Source organism: Delftia acidovorans NBRC 14950 (assembly GCF_001598795.1).
In the GTDB taxonomy this organism is placed as follows: Bacteria; Pseudomonadota; Gammaproteobacteria; order Burkholderiales; family Burkholderiaceae_C; genus Comamonas; species Comamonas acidovorans.
This window is the reverse complement of the sequence record NZ_BCZP01000034.1, coordinates 1-17,055: the sequence shown is the minus strand read 5'-3', so window position 1 is coordinate 17,055 and position 17,055 is coordinate 1. Positions and strand designations below refer to the sequence as shown.

20 protein-coding genes are annotated in these 17,055 nt (G+C 62.8%); 13 read left to right on the top strand and 7 right to left on the bottom strand.

Annotated features, from left to right (window positions below; translation table 11 throughout):
* The first annotated feature begins 128 nt into the window (after window positions 1-128).
* The 3 genes from DA1_RS26550 (at window position 129) to DA1_RS30080 (ending at window position 5,361) form a co-directional block, all read left to right on the top strand.
* Window positions 129-2,417, top strand: a complete 2,289-nt coding sequence (locus DA1_RS26550; RefSeq protein ID WP_034390995.1) for a hypothetical protein — start codon at window positions 129-131, stop codon at window positions 2,415-2,417.
* 71 nt (window positions 2,418-2,488) lie between these two features.
* A complete protein-coding gene (locus tag DA1_RS26545) occupies window positions 2,489-3,604 on the top strand; it encodes a 3-deoxy-7-phosphoheptulonate synthase (RefSeq protein WP_034390997.1) in 1,116 nt (371 codons plus the stop codon).
* A 455-nt stretch (window positions 3,605-4,059) separates the two neighbouring features.
* Complete coding sequence (locus DA1_RS30080) at window positions 4,060-5,361, top strand: MATE family efflux transporter (protein WP_080736808.1); 1,302 nt, start codon at window positions 4,060-4,062, stop codon at window positions 5,359-5,361.
* 106 nt (window positions 5,362-5,467) lie between these two features.
* Here the strand turns inward: DA1_RS30080 and DA1_RS26540 are convergent, their stop codons facing one another.
* The 3 genes from DA1_RS26540 to DA1_RS26530 are packed head-to-tail and all read right to left on the bottom strand — an operon-like array spanning window position 5,468 to window position 7,315.
* Entirely contained in the window at window positions 5,468-5,923 is a 456-nt protein-coding gene (locus DA1_RS26540) for a PaaI family thioesterase (RefSeq protein WP_034390998.1), read from the bottom strand.
* Window positions 5,916-6,383, bottom strand: a complete 468-nt coding sequence (locus DA1_RS26535) for a MerR family DNA-binding transcriptional regulator (protein WP_034390999.1) — start codon at window positions 6,381-6,383, stop codon at window positions 5,916-5,918. Before DA1_RS26535 ends, DA1_RS26540 begins: the two co-directional genes overlap by 8 nt.
* 29 nt (window positions 6,384-6,412) lie before the next feature.
* The gene (locus DA1_RS26530) at window positions 6,413-7,315 is read right to left on the bottom strand and encodes a LysR substrate-binding domain-containing protein (RefSeq protein ID WP_034391001.1); all 903 of its coding nucleotides are present in this window, start codon (window positions 7,313-7,315) and stop codon (window positions 6,413-6,415) included.
* A gap of 117 nt (window positions 7,316-7,432) precedes the next feature.
* Between DA1_RS26530 and DA1_RS26525 the strand changes: the two genes are divergently transcribed.
* Together DA1_RS26525 and DA1_RS26520 are read left to right on the top strand one after the other, a co-directional pair.
* Window positions 7,433-8,056, top strand: a complete 624-nt coding sequence (locus DA1_RS26525; protein ID WP_034391003.1) for a glutathione S-transferase family protein — start codon at window positions 7,433-7,435, stop codon at window positions 8,054-8,056.
* 20 nt (window positions 8,057-8,076) lie between these two features.
* Entirely contained in the window at window positions 8,077-9,114 is a 1,038-nt protein-coding gene (locus DA1_RS26520) for an LLM class oxidoreductase (RefSeq protein WP_034391005.1), read from the top strand.
* Window positions 9,115-9,177: 63 nt separating this feature from the next.
* Here the strand turns inward: DA1_RS26520 and DA1_RS26515 are convergent, their stop codons facing one another.
* A complete protein-coding gene (locus tag DA1_RS26515) occupies window positions 9,178-9,960 on the bottom strand; it encodes an SDR family NAD(P)-dependent oxidoreductase (protein WP_034391007.1) in 783 nt (260 codons plus the stop codon).
* Between the two features lie 66 nt (window positions 9,961-10,026).
* Between DA1_RS26515 and DA1_RS26510 the strand changes: the two genes are divergently transcribed.
* Window positions 10,027-10,974: a LysR family transcriptional regulator gene (locus DA1_RS26510; RefSeq protein WP_034391010.1), complete on the top strand. Its 948-nt coding sequence runs from the start codon at window positions 10,027-10,029 to the stop codon at window positions 10,972-10,974.
* The gene (locus DA1_RS26505) at window positions 10,971-11,408 is read left to right on the top strand and encodes a hypothetical protein (RefSeq protein WP_034391012.1); all 438 of its coding nucleotides are present in this window, start codon (window positions 10,971-10,973) and stop codon (window positions 11,406-11,408) included. The genes DA1_RS26510 and DA1_RS26505 overlap by 4 nt, the downstream gene beginning before the upstream one ends.
* A 322-nt stretch (window positions 11,409-11,730) precedes the next feature.
* On the opposite strand, the gene DA1_RS26500 is transcribed toward DA1_RS26505, so the two are convergent.
* Complete coding sequence (locus tag DA1_RS26500; RefSeq protein ID WP_034398257.1) at window positions 11,731-12,354, bottom strand: hypothetical protein; 624 nt, start codon at window positions 12,352-12,354, stop codon at window positions 11,731-11,733.
* Between the two features lie 254 nt (window positions 12,355-12,608).
* Entirely contained in the window at window positions 12,609-12,896 is a 288-nt protein-coding gene (locus DA1_RS30070) for a DUF3892 domain-containing protein (RefSeq protein WP_080736995.1), read from the bottom strand.
* A gap of 139 nt (window positions 12,897-13,035) precedes the next feature.
* On the opposite strand from DA1_RS30070, the gene DA1_RS26495 reads away from it, so the two are divergent.
* Together DA1_RS26495 and DA1_RS26490 are read left to right on the top strand one after the other, a co-directional pair.
* On the top strand, window positions 13,036-13,389 hold the full coding sequence (locus DA1_RS26495; RefSeq protein ID WP_230590725.1) for a helix-turn-helix domain-containing protein: 354 nt from the start codon (window positions 13,036-13,038) through the stop codon (window positions 13,387-13,389).
* Complete coding sequence (locus DA1_RS26490) at window positions 13,386-14,261, top strand: ImmA/IrrE family metallo-endopeptidase (protein WP_034391016.1); 876 nt, start codon at window positions 13,386-13,388, stop codon at window positions 14,259-14,261. The genes DA1_RS26495 and DA1_RS26490 overlap by 4 nt, the downstream gene beginning before the upstream one ends.
* 346 nt (window positions 14,262-14,607) lie before the next feature.
* Here DA1_RS26490 and DA1_RS26485 read toward each other — a convergent pair whose 3' ends face one another.
* Window positions 14,608-14,940 carry a helix-turn-helix domain-containing protein gene (locus DA1_RS26485; RefSeq protein ID WP_034391018.1) on the bottom strand — a complete coding sequence of 111 codons (333 nt, stop codon included), beginning with the start codon at window positions 14,938-14,940 and terminating at the stop codon, window positions 14,608-14,610.
* Between the two features lie 122 nt (window positions 14,941-15,062).
* Between DA1_RS26485 and DA1_RS26480 the strand changes: the two genes are divergently transcribed.
* From DA1_RS26480 to DA1_RS26465, 4 genes are all read left to right on the top strand, one after another.
* Complete coding sequence (locus DA1_RS26480) at window positions 15,063-15,455, top strand: hypothetical protein (RefSeq protein ID WP_034398259.1); 393 nt, start codon at window positions 15,063-15,065, stop codon at window positions 15,453-15,455.
* A gap of 25 nt (window positions 15,456-15,480) precedes the next feature.
* Window positions 15,481-15,795: an ArsR/SmtB family transcription factor gene (locus DA1_RS26475; protein ID WP_012203973.1), complete on the top strand. Its 315-nt coding sequence runs from the start codon at window positions 15,481-15,483 to the stop codon at window positions 15,793-15,795.
* Window positions 15,792-16,148 (top strand): SRPBCC family protein, encoded by a 357-nt coding sequence (locus tag DA1_RS26470; RefSeq protein ID WP_034391021.1) that lies wholly within the window; start codon window positions 15,792-15,794, stop codon window positions 16,146-16,148. Before DA1_RS26475 ends, DA1_RS26470 begins: the two co-directional genes overlap by 4 nt.
* 102 nt (window positions 16,149-16,250) lie before the next feature.
* Window positions 16,251-16,856 carry an ATP-dependent Clp protease proteolytic subunit gene (locus DA1_RS26465; protein ID WP_034391023.1) on the top strand — a complete coding sequence of 202 codons (606 nt, stop codon included), beginning with the start codon at window positions 16,251-16,253 and terminating at the stop codon, window positions 16,854-16,856.
* Window positions 16,857-17,055: the final 199 nt, after the last annotated feature.

Below are 17,055 nucleotides of genomic sequence, written 5' to 3'. Positions count from 1 at the left end.
CTGTGCTGACGCCCATCGTTGACAAATGTCTTCAATTGAGCAGGCCGAATGACTTTTAAACTGCGGCCCTTTTTCGGTTTTTCGTTTTCGTTTTTTGAATGTTGGCCAGAGCGGCCGTTGGGTATTTCATGCAGCAGCAACATGCTTGGGAGTTTTTTCGCGCCGGTGGAGTGGACCAGGTGGTCATCCGCACCGGGCAGGACATTGCGCACATCGGCGAGCTGGACCAGAAGCTGTGGGTGGCCCTGGCCTGCCCCACGCGCGGCATCGAGTTCGACAGCGACACGCTGGACCTGATCGACGAAGACAAGGACGGCCGCATCCGCCCGCCCGAACTGATTGCCGCCTGCCAATGGGCCGTGGCGCGCGTGCGTGACCCCCAGGTGCTGGCCGATGGCGGCGACGTGCTGCAACTGTCCAGCCTGGAGCGCGACAGCGAGCAGGGCGCCCTGCTGCACGCCGAGGCCGAGCGCATGCTGGCCCTGTCCGGCCAGGCCGGCGGCGCCGCGCTGAGCCTGGCCCAGGTGCGCGAGCGCCTGGCCTCCCTGGCGGCCATGCGCTTCAATGGCGACGGCATCGTCAGCCCCGCCACCGCCGGGGACGACAAGGCGCTGGCCGCGCTGGTCGAGCGCATCGGCAAGGCCTATGGCACGGCGGCGGGCGCCGATGGCGTGGCCGGCATCGCACGCAAGCAGGCCGAGTCCTTCTATGCCGACCTGCGTTCCCTGCGCGACTGGCATGCAGGCGCCGAGGCCCTGGGCTGCGGCATTGCCGAGCGCGACCAGGCCCTGGCCGCCGCCCGCGCCGTGGACGCGGTGCAGGCCAAGGTGGACGACTTCTTCGCACGCACGCGGCTGGCCGCCTTCGACACGCGCGCGCAGGACCCGCTCAACCCCTCCATAGAAGGCTATGCCGCCCTGGGCCGTGAGGTGCTGGACAGCGGCGCCCAAGCCATTGCCGCCCTGCCGCTGGCCGCCGTGGCGGCCGACCGCGCGCTGCCGCTGGCCCAGGGCGTCAACCCCGCCTGGGCCGCCGCGCTGCAGGCCCTGCGCGAGCAGGCCGTGCAGCCCGTGCTGGGCGAAGACCTGCAGGAGATCACCGCCGCGCAGTGGGAGCAGGTCAAGGCCGCCCTGCAGCCCTGTCGCCAATGGCTGGCGGCCCGGCCCGCCACGCCGCTCGATGCCCTGCCTCAACAGGAGGTGCAGGCGCTGCTGGACGGCGGGCAGGAAGCGGCGCTGCTGGACCTCATCGCCCAGGACGAGTCCGAGAAGGAACACAGCCTGCAGGCCGTGGCGCTGGAAAAGCTCATCCGCCTGCAGCGCGACCTGCTGGTGCTGCTCAACAACTTTGTCTCGTTCAGCAGCTTCTACCGGCGCGAGGGCGCGGCCTTCCAGGCCGGCACGCTCTACCTGGATGCGCGCAGCTGCGACCTGACTGTGGAAGTGGCCGACACCGCCGCCCACGCCGCGCTGGCCGGCCGTGCCAAGACCTGCCTGGCCTACTGCGAGCTGCGGCGCGAGGGCAAGAAGAAAGCCATCGTCGCGGCCTTCACGGCGGGCGACGTGGACTTTCTCTTCGTGGGCCGCAACGGCGTGTTCTATGACCGCGCGGGCAACGATTGGGACGCCACCATCGTCAAGCTCATCGAGAACCCCACCAGCATCGGCCAGGCCTTCTTCCTGCCCTACAAGAAATTCCTGCGCATGGTGGAGGAACAGGTGGCCAAGCGCGCCTCGGCCAAGGAAGAGGGCGTGACCGCCAGCCTGGGCACGCAGGCTGGCCAGCTGGTCACGGCGCCCGGCACCGCTGCGGCCAACGCCACAGCCGCCACGGCTGCCACCGCTGCGGCCACATCGCGCAAGACCGATGTGGGCACCGTGGCCGCCCTGGGCGTGGCCCTGGGCTCCATCAGCGCCGTGCTGGTGGGCATCTTCGGCAAGTTCATCGACCTGGGGCCCTGGATTCCCGTGGCCCTGGTCGGCCTCATTGCCGCCATCTCCGGGCCCAGCATGATGATTGCCTGGCTCAAGCTGCGCCAGCGCAGCCTGGGGCCCATCCTGGACGCCAGCGGCTGGGCCATCAACGGCCGCATGCGCATCAACCTGCCGCTGGGCCGCAGCCTGTCGCAGACCGCCAAGGTGCCGGTGGGCGCGCGGCGCACGGCGGGCGATCCCTATGCGGAAGGCAACGGCCTGCGCAACACCCTGGTGGCGCTGGCCGTGGTGGCCTTGCTGGCGCTGATGGCCTGGCGCCTGCACTGGGTCGATGGCCTGCTGCCCGCCGGCTGGCAGTACGGCGCGGCACCGGCCGCTGTGCCGGCTGCGCCAGAGTCCGCACCTGCGCCTGCGCCAGCACCGGCACCGGCACCGGCACCTGCACCTGCACCTGCACCGGCACCTGCAGCGGCGGCTCAGTAAGTCGATGCCAAGGGGCGGGCAAGCCACTTGCCCGCCCCGGTCGGGAAACCTCAAGGCGCGACAATAGCGCCATGACCACCCCCACCCACGTACAACGCAGTGCCGTGCCCCTGAGCACGCACGACACCACCCGCATCGACGACCTGCGCATCAAGGCCGTGCGCCCCCTGATCACCCCGGCCCTGCTGCAGGAATGGCTGCCCGCGCCCGAAGCCGCGCAGCAACTGGTGGAAACCAGCCGCGCCGCCATCTCGGACGTGCTGCAGGGCCGGGACGACCGGCTCATCGTCGTCGTCGGACCCTGCTCCATCCACGACCACGACCAGGCCATGGACTATGCGCGCCAGCTCAAGGCCCAGGCCGACGCCCTGGCCGGCGAGCTGCTCGTGGTCATGCGCGTCTACTTCGAGAAGCCCCGCACCACCGTGGGCTGGAAGGGCTACATCAACGACCCGCACCTGGACGGCAGCTTCGCCATCAACGAAGGCCTGGAAATGGCCCGCGCCCTGCTGCTGGACGTGCTGGCCCTGGGTCTGCCCGTGGGCACGGAATTCCTGGACCTGCTGTCGCCGCAATTCATCAGCGACCTGGTCAGCTGGGGCGCCATCGGCGCGCGCACCACGGAAAGCCAGAGCCACCGCCAGCTGGCCAGCGGCCTGTCCTGCCCTGTGGGCTTCAAGAACGGCACGGACGGCGGCGTCAAGGTGGCCAGCGATGCCATCCAGGCGGCCAGCGCGCCCCACGCCTTCATGGGCATGACCAAGATGGGCCAGTCCGCCATCTTCGAAACCCGCGGCAATGGCGACTGCCACGTCATCCTGCGCGGCGGCAAGCAGCCCAACTACGGCGCCGAGCATGTGCAGGCCGCCTGCGCCCTGCTGGAAGGCGCAGGCCTGCGCCCGCAGGTCATGATCGATGTCTCCCACGCCAACAGCAGCAAGCAGCACCGCCGCCAGATCGACGTGGCGGCCGACGTGGCCCAGCAGATCGCCGGTGGCGATGCCCGCATCACGGGGCTGATGATCGAAAGCCACCTGCAGGAAGGGCGGCAGGACATCGTGGACGGCCAGCCGCTGGCGCATGGCGTGTCCGTGACCGATGCCTGCATCAGCCTGGAGCAGACCGTGCCTGTGCTGGAGCAGCTGGCTGCGGCGGTGAAGGCGCGGCGGTTGAAGCTGCGAGGGTGAGTTGACTGGCCGGGTCTGTTTTTGACCCGCGTCAGGCAATGGGGCAGTCCTGTCCTTCGGCAGGACTGCAATGCAATCGCCACAGCGCAGTGGCATGCATATGAGCCGCCGCTGTAAAAGCAGGGTTGGCAGACTGCGAATTCCATTTAGGCGCTGGTGCAGCCCAGGCTGTGCATCAAGATTTTCAGATCAGTCCGATTGCATCATGCATTTTTGCAATGAATGATTGATTTGTTCATATCGGATTAAAAGATTATTCTATTGCTGCATCCAGATGTATTTCGAGGATTGCACCAATATATTTGGCCACCATTGTTATGGTGGTCCATATTCCGGGGTGAGAGGGGTGGAGGACAAATAAAATGAATGGCTCTATCAAAGATAGCCCAGGATCTTCATTTCAAAGAATTCGAGTCATATATCATGGATTTTGATTCTGCGGAGGATGGATAGGTATGAGGCCTGGTGATGCAAAGCGGGTATTTGATCTTGCAGTTGGACGCGCCGCCCCACCGCTTGCCTCCATGGTCACCATTTTTGCCATTAGTTTTTATAGCTCGACTCTCGTTGCCCAATTCAGCATAGCCCTTTCCTTTGCATCACTTTTCTTTGTATTTCCAGCGAGTATTGGCGCCATCTTCTTTTCGGAAATGGCTGCCAGCAAAGATAAGGAGCAGTCAGACTCACTCATCAGTTTGCTGTTTTGGCTGGTCCTCCTATACACCGGGTTTTGTTTTATTCTGGTGTATTGGCTTCCTGTTATCTCGAAAACCCTGATATCCGGTTTGCCAGAGGAACTGTTGGATGGGGCCGTATCGCAGGCAAGATTGATAATTCTGTGTATTCCATTCTTCGGAATCATCAATGTATGTAGCTGCGTTCTTGAGTCAAGATCACATACTGCCACCGTTGCAAAATTCAGAATGTGGCAGGTTTTTTTCCACGCAGCCTGTGTGATTGTTGTGCTGGTGCTGCTTGGGAAGAATAAGTGGATGAGCGATGATTCTGTCGCTCTGGCCTATCTGTTCAGTGACATCATCTTTTCCGTTGCCGCATATGCTTTGATGCGGAAATACTGTCAATTCAGATTTTCATTCAATTTTCGGGTTTTGCCTGGCAGAAGAATATTTTCCGTTTTTATCCCTGGCTATGCCAATGCGTTCTTTGGGAAATATCTGCTTTATATATTGTCAATGTCTGTTGCAGGGCTGGGTGCAATGTATTCTGCAATTCAATCTCAAGCTTCTGCCATATTGCTGTTGGCAGAACTGCCTGCCATGGGAGTATGTGCTCTTCTGGCAATCGAGATATCCAAAAATCGTGGAAAATGGGCAGTGCAATTTCAGTTCATTAGAGATTCATCGTCATTGATGATTTTTTGTGCCATTATTCCAGTTGTTGCATTGTCTGTATTCATGCTGTTCTATGAAATATCAGAAGCGAATGGTTCTCAAATTGTCGAGGAAGGTTTCCTTTCCTTGTTGTGCAAAGGAGTTACGGATGTGGTGTTCTTCTATGCGGCAGCAATTTCTGGTGGGCTAGGTCTTTATTGGTCGTCAAGAATGATTTTTTGGACTATTTATGCAGTGATATTTTTTGCTCCAATGTCATTGGGCTTCCATGGCTCCAGTTATTCCATGATCAACTATATTTTCTCGTTTTCTTCTCTCGTGTCCTGTGTGATGTTGGTATTGCTTATTCACAATAGGCGAGAGTCTCTATCTGAAGAGAAGATTGGCTTGAAGGAAAGCTTGTAGCCGTGGTGGCCTTGGCGAGGTCGTCTGCCCTTCGACAACCTCGCAGCCCCGCAACCGCCACGACGCAGGCGCTGGCATACGGGGTGGGGAGGCCGGGGGAACGTTCTCAGGCCCGCACGGGCCTCGGCTCCAGATTGCGCGCCGTGCCCAGCCAGGTCGCGCAATGCGTTTCATGACCATCCTCGGCCACCGCGTACAGGTCGGCTGCGCAGATGCTGAGCACGCGGCCGGCATCCACCACGCGGCCGCGCGCCCGCAGGTGGGTGCCGCGTGCGGGGGCGAAGAGCTTCACGCTGCCGTCCACCGTGGCATTGGCCCAGCCTGGCGGTAGCACAGAGCCTGCGGCCGACACCGCCGCAAAGTCGCCCAGCGCAAAGATCGCCGTGGCCTGCAACTGGCCCGGCTGAAAGCACAGGGCATCGGCAATGGGCATCTCCAGCTCGGTGGCGCCGGGCTCGGCCCGCACGAAGCGCAGGCCCAGGGTGCGCGCCATGGGCATGGCCAGCACAGCGTTCTGCAGCGCCTGGGTGGATGGGGTGGGGTGCGTGATCGGCTCAGTCATGGCTTGTCTCCTTCGTGGTGGGTGAAGCGGCACGGCGCACGCGCGGCCAGGGCGCGGCGGGTTTGTCGGGGGCGCTGGCTGGGGTCGGTGCCGTTTGCGCCAGATCCCGCTCGGCCTGGCGGGCGCGCAGCCACTGCACATAGTCCAGGGCCTGGGCGCGCTGGGCCTGCAGCGCGGCGATCTGTTCGTCTATCTCCTGCACGCGCTGCTGCACGGCATCGGCCAGGTCACCGGGGCCTATGCGCCCCGCACGCCAGGCGCGCAGGTTCTCCGCAATGCGCGGCAGCCCGAACCCCAGCGCGCGGGACATGGCGATGAACACCACCTCGCGCCGGGCCGAGCGCGGATAGTCGCGGTAGCCATTGGGCAGGCGCTGGGGCTTGAGCAGGCCCGCGCGCTCGTAGTGCCGCAGCGCGTGGATGGAGACGCCCGTGAGCTGGGCGAGTTCGGAGATCAGCATGTGCCAAGGCTAGCAAGGCTCGTGCTGGGCTAGGGTTGGGGAGGTGACAGGTTTTTTCCCGCCTCGTCGCGAATCCATTCCAGGAACGCGCGCACTTCGGGGCGGTCGGCCGCTCCGGGCCGCGTCACCGCGTAGTAGGCAAACCTTGCGGGCCATGGCTTGTCCAGCACCTGGATGAGCCGGCCCGCCGCGATTTCTTCCTGGGCATAGGCCTGCGGCACCAGCGCCAGGCCCTGGCCAGCCTCTGCCGCACGGATCAGCAGGAAGTCATCGTCAAAGGCACTGCCGCGCTCCGCGCGCATGTCGTCCGCCACGCCATGCGCTTTCAGCCAGAGCGGCCAGTCTGCGCGGTCGCCGTCATGCAGCAGGGGGTAGCTGAGGCAATCGCCTGCCTCATGGATCACGGCCCCGTGCGCCTTCAGGAATCCCGGCGAGGCGACGGGCGTCAGAACCGGCGCCATGAGGGGGAGAACCTCCAGCCCCGGATAGTCTCCCAGCCCATGGCGCAAGGCCACGTCCACCCGGTCGCGCCGCAGGTCCACCAGTTCCGACGTGGCCTCCACGCGGATTTCAATGTCCGGGTGCAATTGCTTGAAACGCCCCAGCCGGGGCACCAGCCACGATGCCGCGAACGTGGCGACCGTGCTGACGGTCAGGCTCCGTCTTGCCTTGGTGCTTTCCAGGTCGTGCATGGCCTGGTCGATCTGAAGAAACGCCTCACGCAGCCTGGGGAACACGCTGGCGCCTGCCTCGGTCAGCCGCATGCCAAGGCGCTCACGCTCCAGCAATACCACTCCCAGGCGGTCTTCCAGCACGCGGATCTGCTGGCTGACGGCGCCGGGCGTGACGTGCAGGGCCTGCGCCGCGGCCTTGACGCTTTTGCGCTGCCCCACTTCCACGAAAGTGCGCAGCGCCTGCAATGGATAGGTCATCTTGTTTTTAGATTTACTAAATTCATGGAGCAGAAATCATCGCTTCAAATTAGACGTATATCTGTTGAGAATAAGTCTTTCCAGCGATTCTATGAATTCAGTTTATCTAAAATTTAAATGTTCCATCTCTATTCAGACAGCTCCCCCAATGGCTTCAAGGCGACCATTGCGCTTGAAGAGCTTTCGCTGCCTTACCAGCTGCACCATGTGCGCATCGATGAAGGCGAGCACCGGCAGCCGGCCTTTCTGGCGCTGAATCCCCATGGCCGCATTCCCGTGCTCACGGACAGCGAGACGGGTGTGGTGTTGTTTGAGTCAGCGGCCATTCTTCTGTACCTGGCCGACAGGACCGGACAGCTGCTGCCAGAGGACCTGCAGGCCCGCTGGGAGGCGATCAAATGGCTGCAATTCCATGCGTCCAGTGTCGGGCCGCTGCTGGGCCAGCGCGTGCACTTCGAGCTGTTCGCGGACAGCCCTGTCCCTGCGGCCATCGAACGCTACCGGCGCCTGACGGAGGATGCGTTCACGGTGCTGGACCACGCGCTGGAGGGCCGTTCCTACTTGGCCGGCGACTGCTACTCCATTGCAGACATTGCCCATTTCGGTTGGACGCACATCGCGCGAATCATCCACTTCGACTTCAGCCGGCACCGCCATCTGAGCGCATGGCATGAGCGGGTCGCGGCCCGGCCTGCGGTGCGCAAGGGCATCACGCTGCCGGCACCGGCAACCGGCGCATGAACACGAGTCAGGTCCAGCCAATGAACGCAACTCCTCTCTCCCCGCGCACGGGTGGGGCTTCCTATGCCTCGTTCTACGCACACCCTGGCTACCGGCGCATGTTTGCACCAGACCGGCTGACCGTGGGCATCTTCCTGCCGCTGCGCAGCTACAAGGGCGACATGTCGGTGCTGCGCGGGCAGGCCGATCTGGTCACCCGCATCGACCAGCATGGCTTTGCCGCCGTGTGGGTGCGCGATGTCCCCTTGTTCGATCCCTCGTTCGGGGACGCAGGGCAGGTGTTCGACCCCTTCACCTACCTGTCCTTCCTGGCAGCCCGTACGCGCAAGGTCTCCTTGGCCACGGGCAGCGCCATCGTCTCCCTGCGCCATCCGATCGACCTGGCCAAGGCCGCCACAAGCATTGACCAGCTCTCCGGCGGCCGGCTGGTGATGGGCTTGGCCTCTGGCGACAGGCCGATGGAGTTTCCCGCCTACGGACTGGAACACGCGGCCCGGGCACAGCGCTTTTCCCAGGCCGTGGCCTATATGCGCCAGCTCATGCAGCCCGGGCACCTGGACATCGATTCCCCGCTGGGACGCCTGGAAGGAGCCGAGTTTCTCCCCCAGCCCGTTGCGGGGAGCATTCCGCTGATGGTGACGGGATCGTCAGGCCAGTCGCTGGCGTGGATTGCCGAGCATGCAGATGGCTGGCTGACCTACCCCGGTGCCACCCATACCCCCCGGGGGCCCCAGCACCTGGCGGAAAAAATCCGCGCCTGGCGTGACCTGATCCCTGGAGGCGCATTCCGCCCGCACATGACGAACGAGTGGATCGACCTGGTCGATGACCCCGGCCATCCCCCAACCCCGTTGCATGGGGGCTATGTCCTGCGCACCGGGCGCAAGGGACTGGTGGCATTGCTCGAACAGTGGCAGGCGGCGGGGGTGAACCACGCGGCGCTGGGCATCCAGTGGACACAGCGCCCGCCCGCCGAGGTGCTGGAGGAACTGGCCCAGGAGGTGCTGCCGCACTTTCCCTCGCACGAAGGGCTGCCGGCAGTGGCGACTGACTGGTGAACGCAGGCCCGTGCCAGGAATGGCCGGGCCGCGGCGAGCTTGCATCCCTGAGACCGGGGGCATTCAAGCCGGCTGCGCTGCAGGCCTCATCACGCGGGCCGTGAACCGGGCCATGAACTCGCGCGTGGCAATGCGGGCGCCCAGGGCCGTCAGGTAGTTGGCGCAACCGTGCACCACCGAGGCGCGGTTGTCGTCGAAGGCTTTCAGCCCCAGGCGAACCACGTCTTCGCTGGATGCTTTTTTCCCGAAGGATGCGGCCTCGCCGGCGCGGGCGAAGAACGCCGTGTCGGTAGCGCCCGGGCACAACGCCAGCACGCGCACGCCGCGCGGCCGGTATTCGGCCCAGAGCGCTTCGCTGAACGAAAGGACGAAGGCCTTGGTCGCGGCGTAGACCGCCATGTACGGGACCGGCTGAAACGCTGCCGTGGAGGCGATGTTGATGACGCCGCCCTGGCGCTGCTCCAGTGCGGGGAGCAACAGGTGCGTCAGCTCCACCAGGGCACCCACATTCAGGTCGATGGCCTCCCGCTGCATGGCCAGCGCCAGTTCATCAAATCTGCCGTGGGTGCCGAAGCCCGCGTTGTTCACCAGCAGATCCGGCAGCAGGCCCCTGGCGCTGACGGCATCGAAGACCCGCCGGGCCGCCCCGGGTGTGGCCAGGTCCTCGACCAGGAATTCGGCGCCGGGCAATTCGCTGGCGAGCTTTTCGAGCCTGTCGCGGCTGCGCGCGATCAGCACGACTTTGGCGCCACGGCGGGCGAGTTCCCTGGCGAATACTTCGCCGATGCCCATGGAGGCGCCGGTCACCAGGACGGTTTTCTGGGAGAAATCAAAAGGGGTTTTCATGCACTCGAGTATTGCGACGGGGTGCCCGGCTGGGAATGGGCAGCGCTGGTAAGCTGATTTGCATTCATGAAAAACCAACCGCCCACCACCTGGGATGACCTGCGCGTGCTCCTGGCGCTTCACCGCCACCAAAGCCTGCTTGCCGCAGGCGCGGCCCTGGGCCTGTCCACCTCCACCGTCGCGCGGCGCATCGAGGCGCTGGAGCAATCCCTGGGCCGCGCCCTGGTTCATCGCAGCAGCGCAGGGACGACGGTCGAGCCCGATGCAATGGAACTGGTGGAGCTGGCCGAGCAATTCGAGCTGGGACTGGGCGGCATCAAGCGCGACGACCGGCCCGACGAGAAGGCCCATGCGCTGACCGGCACCATCCGCGTCAGCATGGGCGAGGGCTTCGTGAAGCCCGTGACCGCCGTGCTCTCGCAGTTGAGAAGCGCGCATCCCGGACTGCATATTGAAGTGGCCGTGGAGTCGCGCTTCACGGATGTCGGGCGGCGCGAAGTGGATGTGGCGCTCAGGGTGGGGCGCTCCAGCTCGGCCGTGGTGGTGGAGAAATGGGCGGGGCAACTGACGTTTGGCCTGTACGCCTCGCACGGCTATGTCGAGCAGCGCCTGCCGGGTCGCCACCTGCGCGTGCAGGACTTCGCCAGCCACGACTTCGTGGGGCAGGACCTGGCCACCGGCCGGCAGGACGCCTCCAACCTGTGGCTGGCCAGCCGGGGAGCTACCCGGTTCGTCTTTCGATCCGGCTCCGACCTGGCCCGCCAGGAGGCCACGGAGCAAGGCCAGGGCATCTGCCTGCTGCCCGACGCCATGGCCCATACCGTGCCCGGCCTGGCACGGCTGGAGGTGGACGCACCGCTGCCTTCCTGCCCGGTGTACCTGGCCTATCACCGCGACCGCCGCAACGTGCCGGGCGTGCGGGCGGTCATTGACGCGCTGGGTGCGGCGCTGGCCGATGGGCTGCAACTGCCAGCAGAAAAGGCGAAGGCGGCCAGCCCCGCCGCGAAGCCATGACAGGCACGTTCTTTCCAGATCTTCTGGTCTTGCATGTCGATGAGCCGGGCGACGAAGCTGCGTCCGTTACGCTGGCCAGCGACCAGGCGGCCGTCACCGTGTTCTGCCACCCCTGCACCTTGCGCGCCGGACAGAGGGTTCGCAATCGTCTCAGTGCATTGGACGTCCGGCTGCTCCAATCACCGTATGGCTTCGATTGGCCGCAGGACGAGCGAGAAAAGCTGGGGCGCGACAGACTGATCAGGACCGGACATTACACGTACAGCGGCACGGGGAGGGTTATCGATGCAGGCCGTGGACTGGTGCTGGTTCACGGATTCCTCGTCGATTTTGGGAAAGTTCCAGACGTCGATCACGTTGAGTTTGATGTCGTGAGGCTGGATTGCGACGAGGATGCCGTCGATGAAGAGCCCAGCGCCATCGTTGGTCGTTGATCTTGACGGGAAAAAACGGGCCGTTGCTGGCGTGGAACGACCCGTGGTTGTCGTTCGTGCTTCGGCTGCGAGTGTCTGCTGCGCAGCGGTTGCCGTCGGCCAACCGGAGCAGTCGTGCGACAGCGATATAACAGGAGTGGTCCTTCAGCACGCGGCAATGAGAGTCTGATCTTGGTCGGACAATCGCCGCGGCTATTAGCCTAGTGTGTAGGCCGTCTTCACGATGGCGAAGAATTTCCCCTGGAGCCCTTGTGCCCCCGAACGGCACATGTTAATCCACACAGCCTATCTACGGGTCGTTCTCCACAACTACGCTCGCTCTCTAGTCCGGATGCTGGTGACCAAGGCGTTCTGCCATTCGACGCTGTGACGAAGACAGCGCCGGCCATAAAATGTGAACCCTACTTTCTTCCATTTCACGCAGCTGTACTTTGTGTCGGTCGTGCTTGAGATCGATCTTGAAAAAAGAAGGGTTGTATTCGATACGATTCTTGTTAAGTCGCCAAAGAACAACAAATCCAAGCTTCGGGGATAGATATTTATTCTTTCGAAAGAACTGGAGCGCGCTGGCGAGAATCTCGTTGTTCTCCACAGTCGCAACTTTTTCCAACGCACGGATGCAGGCCTCTTGTTGCATCCCCTCCAGCATGCGTTGAATCTTACGCTTCGCGTCCGCAGCGGACAACACGCGCCCATCTTCGAAAACCGAAAGGTCAAATTTCAGGATGCATTGCGATCCGATCCACAACTGGTTCCCATTCAGGCTGTTCCTAATTTCGAAGTGGTAGCGCAATGACTCTTGGCCGCACAGCTCACACATCTCTTCGGGCCTTTCATGATCAATCACATTTTCCGTGACGGACCACTCCTCAAAGGCCTTCGGAAGAGAATCTCCGACCGAAAGCGGCAATATGCTGTCTCTCACTCGCTGGGTATAGAACTGCATGCCCATAAATGGCTCCTGGAGGCCTGGCGGATATGCGCCAGGCCCTCTGTTCAGCGCTCACTGTCAGGTGTCACTTTGACCGGTACCCAGCCATGACCAGCTTTGGCCGTTGGCGGAAGTTGCCTATTATCCGGCACTGTGGCGAAGTTCTGCTGTCTCCCGCCACGAGGGCCGACTTCCTGGAAAATCCCGCCGCGCTTGCCAGTGTTCATACCGGGCTTCAAGGGTGTACGCATGATCCTTGCTCCTCTTATTCAACGGATTGGGCATTGATTGAGGGACAACAGGTTGTTATTCCACCGGCCGTCCGCGTATGTGCGAAGGTAGGGGGCCTTGCCGGTTTCTCGAACAACACCGATGTCGGCGCGTTTTCCACTGGTCGGGTCCAGCACGTAGAACGTATTCGACTTCTCATCGATGCTCCGGATCACCTGCTCACGCGACCACATCCAGTCCCCGGCTGGGTTGCCCAAATGGGTGATGTGTTCATGCGAACTTTGGGTGTTCGGTTTCACGATGCAAGTCACTTGTGCGTCTGCCATGGCAAATATCCTTTCTTCGTTGCCATCGCCGGGAGCGTCATCTATCATGTGACGAATTCGTCATACTCCCGGCTAAAAAAGAGGCCCATGAGGGCTATGACGAACTAGTCATTTTTAACTTTACGATTTCGTCATGTCTATGTCAACCCCCTCCAGTCCATCGGAGGTTTTCCCGGAACGTCTGCGACGCGCGCGCGAGTACCGCGGTCTGAATCAAGCAGATCTGGCCGCCAAGGCAGGCATGCAGCCGTCTGCCATTTCCCACTTCGAGACGGGCACTCGCAAACCGTCCTTCGACAACTTGCGCATCCTGGCCGACAGCCTGGACGTCACCACGGATTTCCTGCTTGGCAGAGTTGATGAGTTCAAGGCCCTGGCCGGGGCTGACCGCCTGCATCGCCACTACGAAGCGCTGGATGGCAGTGATCGAAAGATGGCCGATGATCTGATCATGATGCTGGCCAACCGCGCCAAGGAGAGAAACAAGTCATGACCTCCAGTGATCCCTTCGCTTTCGCCTCTCTTGCCGCCGAGCAAATTGTCAAAGGCCTCGGGCTCACATCACTGCCGATCTGCCCGAGGAAGGTTGCGCAGGACCGCGGCATCGATGTGGTCGCCAAACCCATGGATCAAGGCGGGACGTCCGGCATGCTGGTCCGGTTCGGCAACGAGTTCGCTATCGCCTACGCGACCCATCTGCAGAACGAGGGCTTCGAGAACTTCAGTGTCGGGCACGAACTGGGCCACTACTTTCTGCCAGGCCATGTCGATGCCGTGATCTCCGGCGACAGCGGCGCACACACATCGCGGGCTGGCTTTGCTTCGAAGGACCGCTACGAAATTGAGGCGGATCGCTTCGCCGCTGGTTTTCTCATGCCTCGACATCTGTTCTTTCCTGCGCTCGAGCGCGCGGGAGACGGACTGTCTGCCATTCAAGCATTGGCAGAACAATGCAAGACCTCTCTGCACGCCACGGCGATTCGCTACACGCAATGCACCAGAGATCCGATGGCGATCGTGCTAAGTCAGGGAGGAGTCATCGATCACTGTTTTATGTCCGAGGCGCTGCGGCAGACCCCGGGCATCGACTGGCTACGCAAACACGAGAGCCTTCCGCGCAGTACCGCGACCTTCGCCTTCAACCAAATCCCCGAGAACGTGCTCGCTGGTGTAAAGGTCGATGCCACCTCGAATCTCCAACACTGGTTCGGAGGCAAGCGAAGCATCGAGATCAGCGAAGATGTGATCGGTCTGGGCCGATATGGAAAAACGTTGACGGTACTATTCGGAATCGACATACCCGAGCCCGAGGCAGAGGACGAGGAGCGGTGGCTCGTCGAATCCTGGACTCCGCGGTTCAGGTAGCCCGCCGTGCAGGCCAGATAGCGCGAAGTGGCAGTGGGCGCAGTTGGATGTGTCGAAACTAACCATGTTGTTGCTCAGTCCCATCCACTTAATGGCCGAACCGGTCGTTGATGTAATTGCAACCACCGGCTGAAACGGGCGCACAGCCGCCGCGTGAACCTTCACCAATGAGCGTCGGGAACCTGCCTGAACCTGCCGTTCGAGTCCTCGCGCCGGACGACCGCTTATGGCCGTTTGCCGCCGTCTGAGAAGGCCGCCTCTTTGACGATATCGATACGCAGTCAGTGATCTCTTGTCGTCCAATCCTGCCGACATCCCGTCATAGGGGCTGCCCGGGCGTTCACCCCTACCGCCCAGCCACCAAACCCAATACAGCTTTTTTCGCCTGCGCCCGACCGCCGCGAGCCAGCTTGCTCCATGCCAGGATCACGTCGGCAAGATCATCGTCCTCGCAATAAAGGTAGGCAGTCGGCACGCCCAGCACTTGCGCAATCCGGTTGGAAATATCCAGAGGTGGCTCATGGACGCCAGTTTCATATCTGCTCATCCGAGCACTTGCCGTTGTCTCATCAAGACCGACGGCAACCCCCAACTGATCCTGCGGCATCCCGGTACGCAGCCTTGCCTCGCGCAGGCGTTTGCCAAATAGGCTGGAAGGTGGCTTGGTCCGTGGAGGCATCCTACGATAGTCGTAGGGTGTATTGATTTCGTCTCTACGAAATTCGTAGAATGAAACGGCGCTTCACGCGGTCGATTTCCGTGTGCCTGTTGTTCGACATGATCCAAGCCCTGGGAGCCGCCATGGATGAACCCAACCTCATCACCTCACCCCAACCCAAACTCGACGACCTCGCCATCGACGCCGTCCTGCACATGGGCGCCGCGCTGGATGTGCTGGACCTGCACGCTCGCCACAACATCACGGCCATCAATTGCGTCTGCCGGGATCTGCTGCGCATCTACTACGTGAAGGCTGATCAGGCGCAGTCGCTGGAGCCGCAGGACAAGGAATTGCTGGGCCTGCTGCACGACACGGCGGTGAATCTGGGCTATGCCATCGAGGTGGTGGACCATCTGAATGGCGACGAGGCCGACGACCCCATCCTCTATGCCGTGAGCTATCTGCTCAAGGCGGCCAAGCGGTTTGCGGATGAGGGCGTGGCGGCGGGATTGGCGTGCGGGACTTGCATTTGAAATAAGTGGTTGCTAAAGTGTCGCCATGCCCGAGAACGACATCTTCAAGGCCCTGGCCGACCCTACGCGCCGCTCCATCTTCGAGAAGCTGGCCGCTGGCAGCATGCATGCCAGCGCGCTCCGCGAGGGGATGGAGATCAGCCAGTCGGCCATGTCCCAGCATCTGGCCGTGCTGCGCAATGCGGGGCTGGTGAGCGAGCAGCGGCAGGGGCGCTTCATGCATTACGAGGTCGATCCCGAAGGGCTGGCGCAGATTGCGGGCTGGCTGGCGAAGTACCGCGCCTACTGGCCGCAACGCGTGGATGCACTCAAGGGCCTGCTCAAGGACATGGACCAATGAACAAGATGAGCAATATGGACACCGACGATGCGGCCCGCGAGCTGGTGCAGGAGTACGCGCTGGACGCCCCGCCCGAGAAGGTCTGGCGCGCGCTGAGCATTCCCGAGCTGCGCGCGCAGTGGCTGCCGGGCACCGAGCATGCCGAGCCTTTGCAGCAGGTGCCGCAGCAGGAACTGCGCCTGCGGCTGCGCGAGGCGGAGCCGCCCTTTCTTGAAAGCACGGTGGACCTGCAGATCAGCCCCGGCGCCGATGGCGGCACGCTGCTGCGCATCGTCCATGTGCTGACCGATGCGCGGGTGCAGCCGGCCAGGGAAGCGGCCAACGACGGCGGCTTCCTGATGTACGCGACCTGATGCACGTGACCTGATACACGCGACCTGAGGGCCCCGGCAACGGGGCATGCGGCGCAGGGCCGCAGCCCATTCTTTTTCACCACCACACACAGGAGTTCGCCCATGCGCGAATCGATGATGCTCGTCCCCATGGTTGTCGAACAGTCGGCGCGCGGAGAGCGGTCCTTCGACATCTACTCGCGCCTGCTGCGCGACCGCGTGATCTTTCTCAACGGCGAGGTCAACGATGCGGTCTCTGCCCTGGTCTGCGCGCAACTGCTGTTCCTGGAGGCGGAGAACCCGGACAAGCCCATCCACCTGTACATCAACTCGCCCGGCGGGGTCATCACCAGCGGGCTGGCCATGTACGACACCATGCAGTTCATCAAGTCACCCGTGCACACGCTGTGCATGGGCACGGCGCGCTCCATGGGCTCCTTCCTGCTCATGGCCGGCGAGCCCGGCCACCGCATGGCCCTGCCCAACGCCAGCCTGCACGTGCACCAGCCGCTGGGCGGCGTGCAGGGCCAGGCCTCCGACATCCGCATCCATGCCGAGGAAATGCTGCGCACCAAGGACCGCATGACACGCCTGTACGCCCAGCACTGCGGCCGCAGCTACGAAGAGGTGGAACGCGACCTGGACCGCGACCGCTTCATGACCGCAGAAGAAGCCCGCGAATGGGGCCTGATAGACAAGGTTCTGGACCGGCGCACAGTAACCCCCTGAGCCGCAGCGCCAGCGAGCGGCTGCCTTTCTCCCCACTCCCGTATGTCAGCGCCTGCGTCGTGGCGGTTGCGGGGTTGCAAGCCTGCCGAAGGACAGGCTTGCTTTGTGATCTGACTCGCCGTGATGTTTGAACGTAGCGCGCAGCGCGAAGTGAGTTTCACGGCGAACCCCGCAACCGCCACGACGCAGGTTGCCCCGT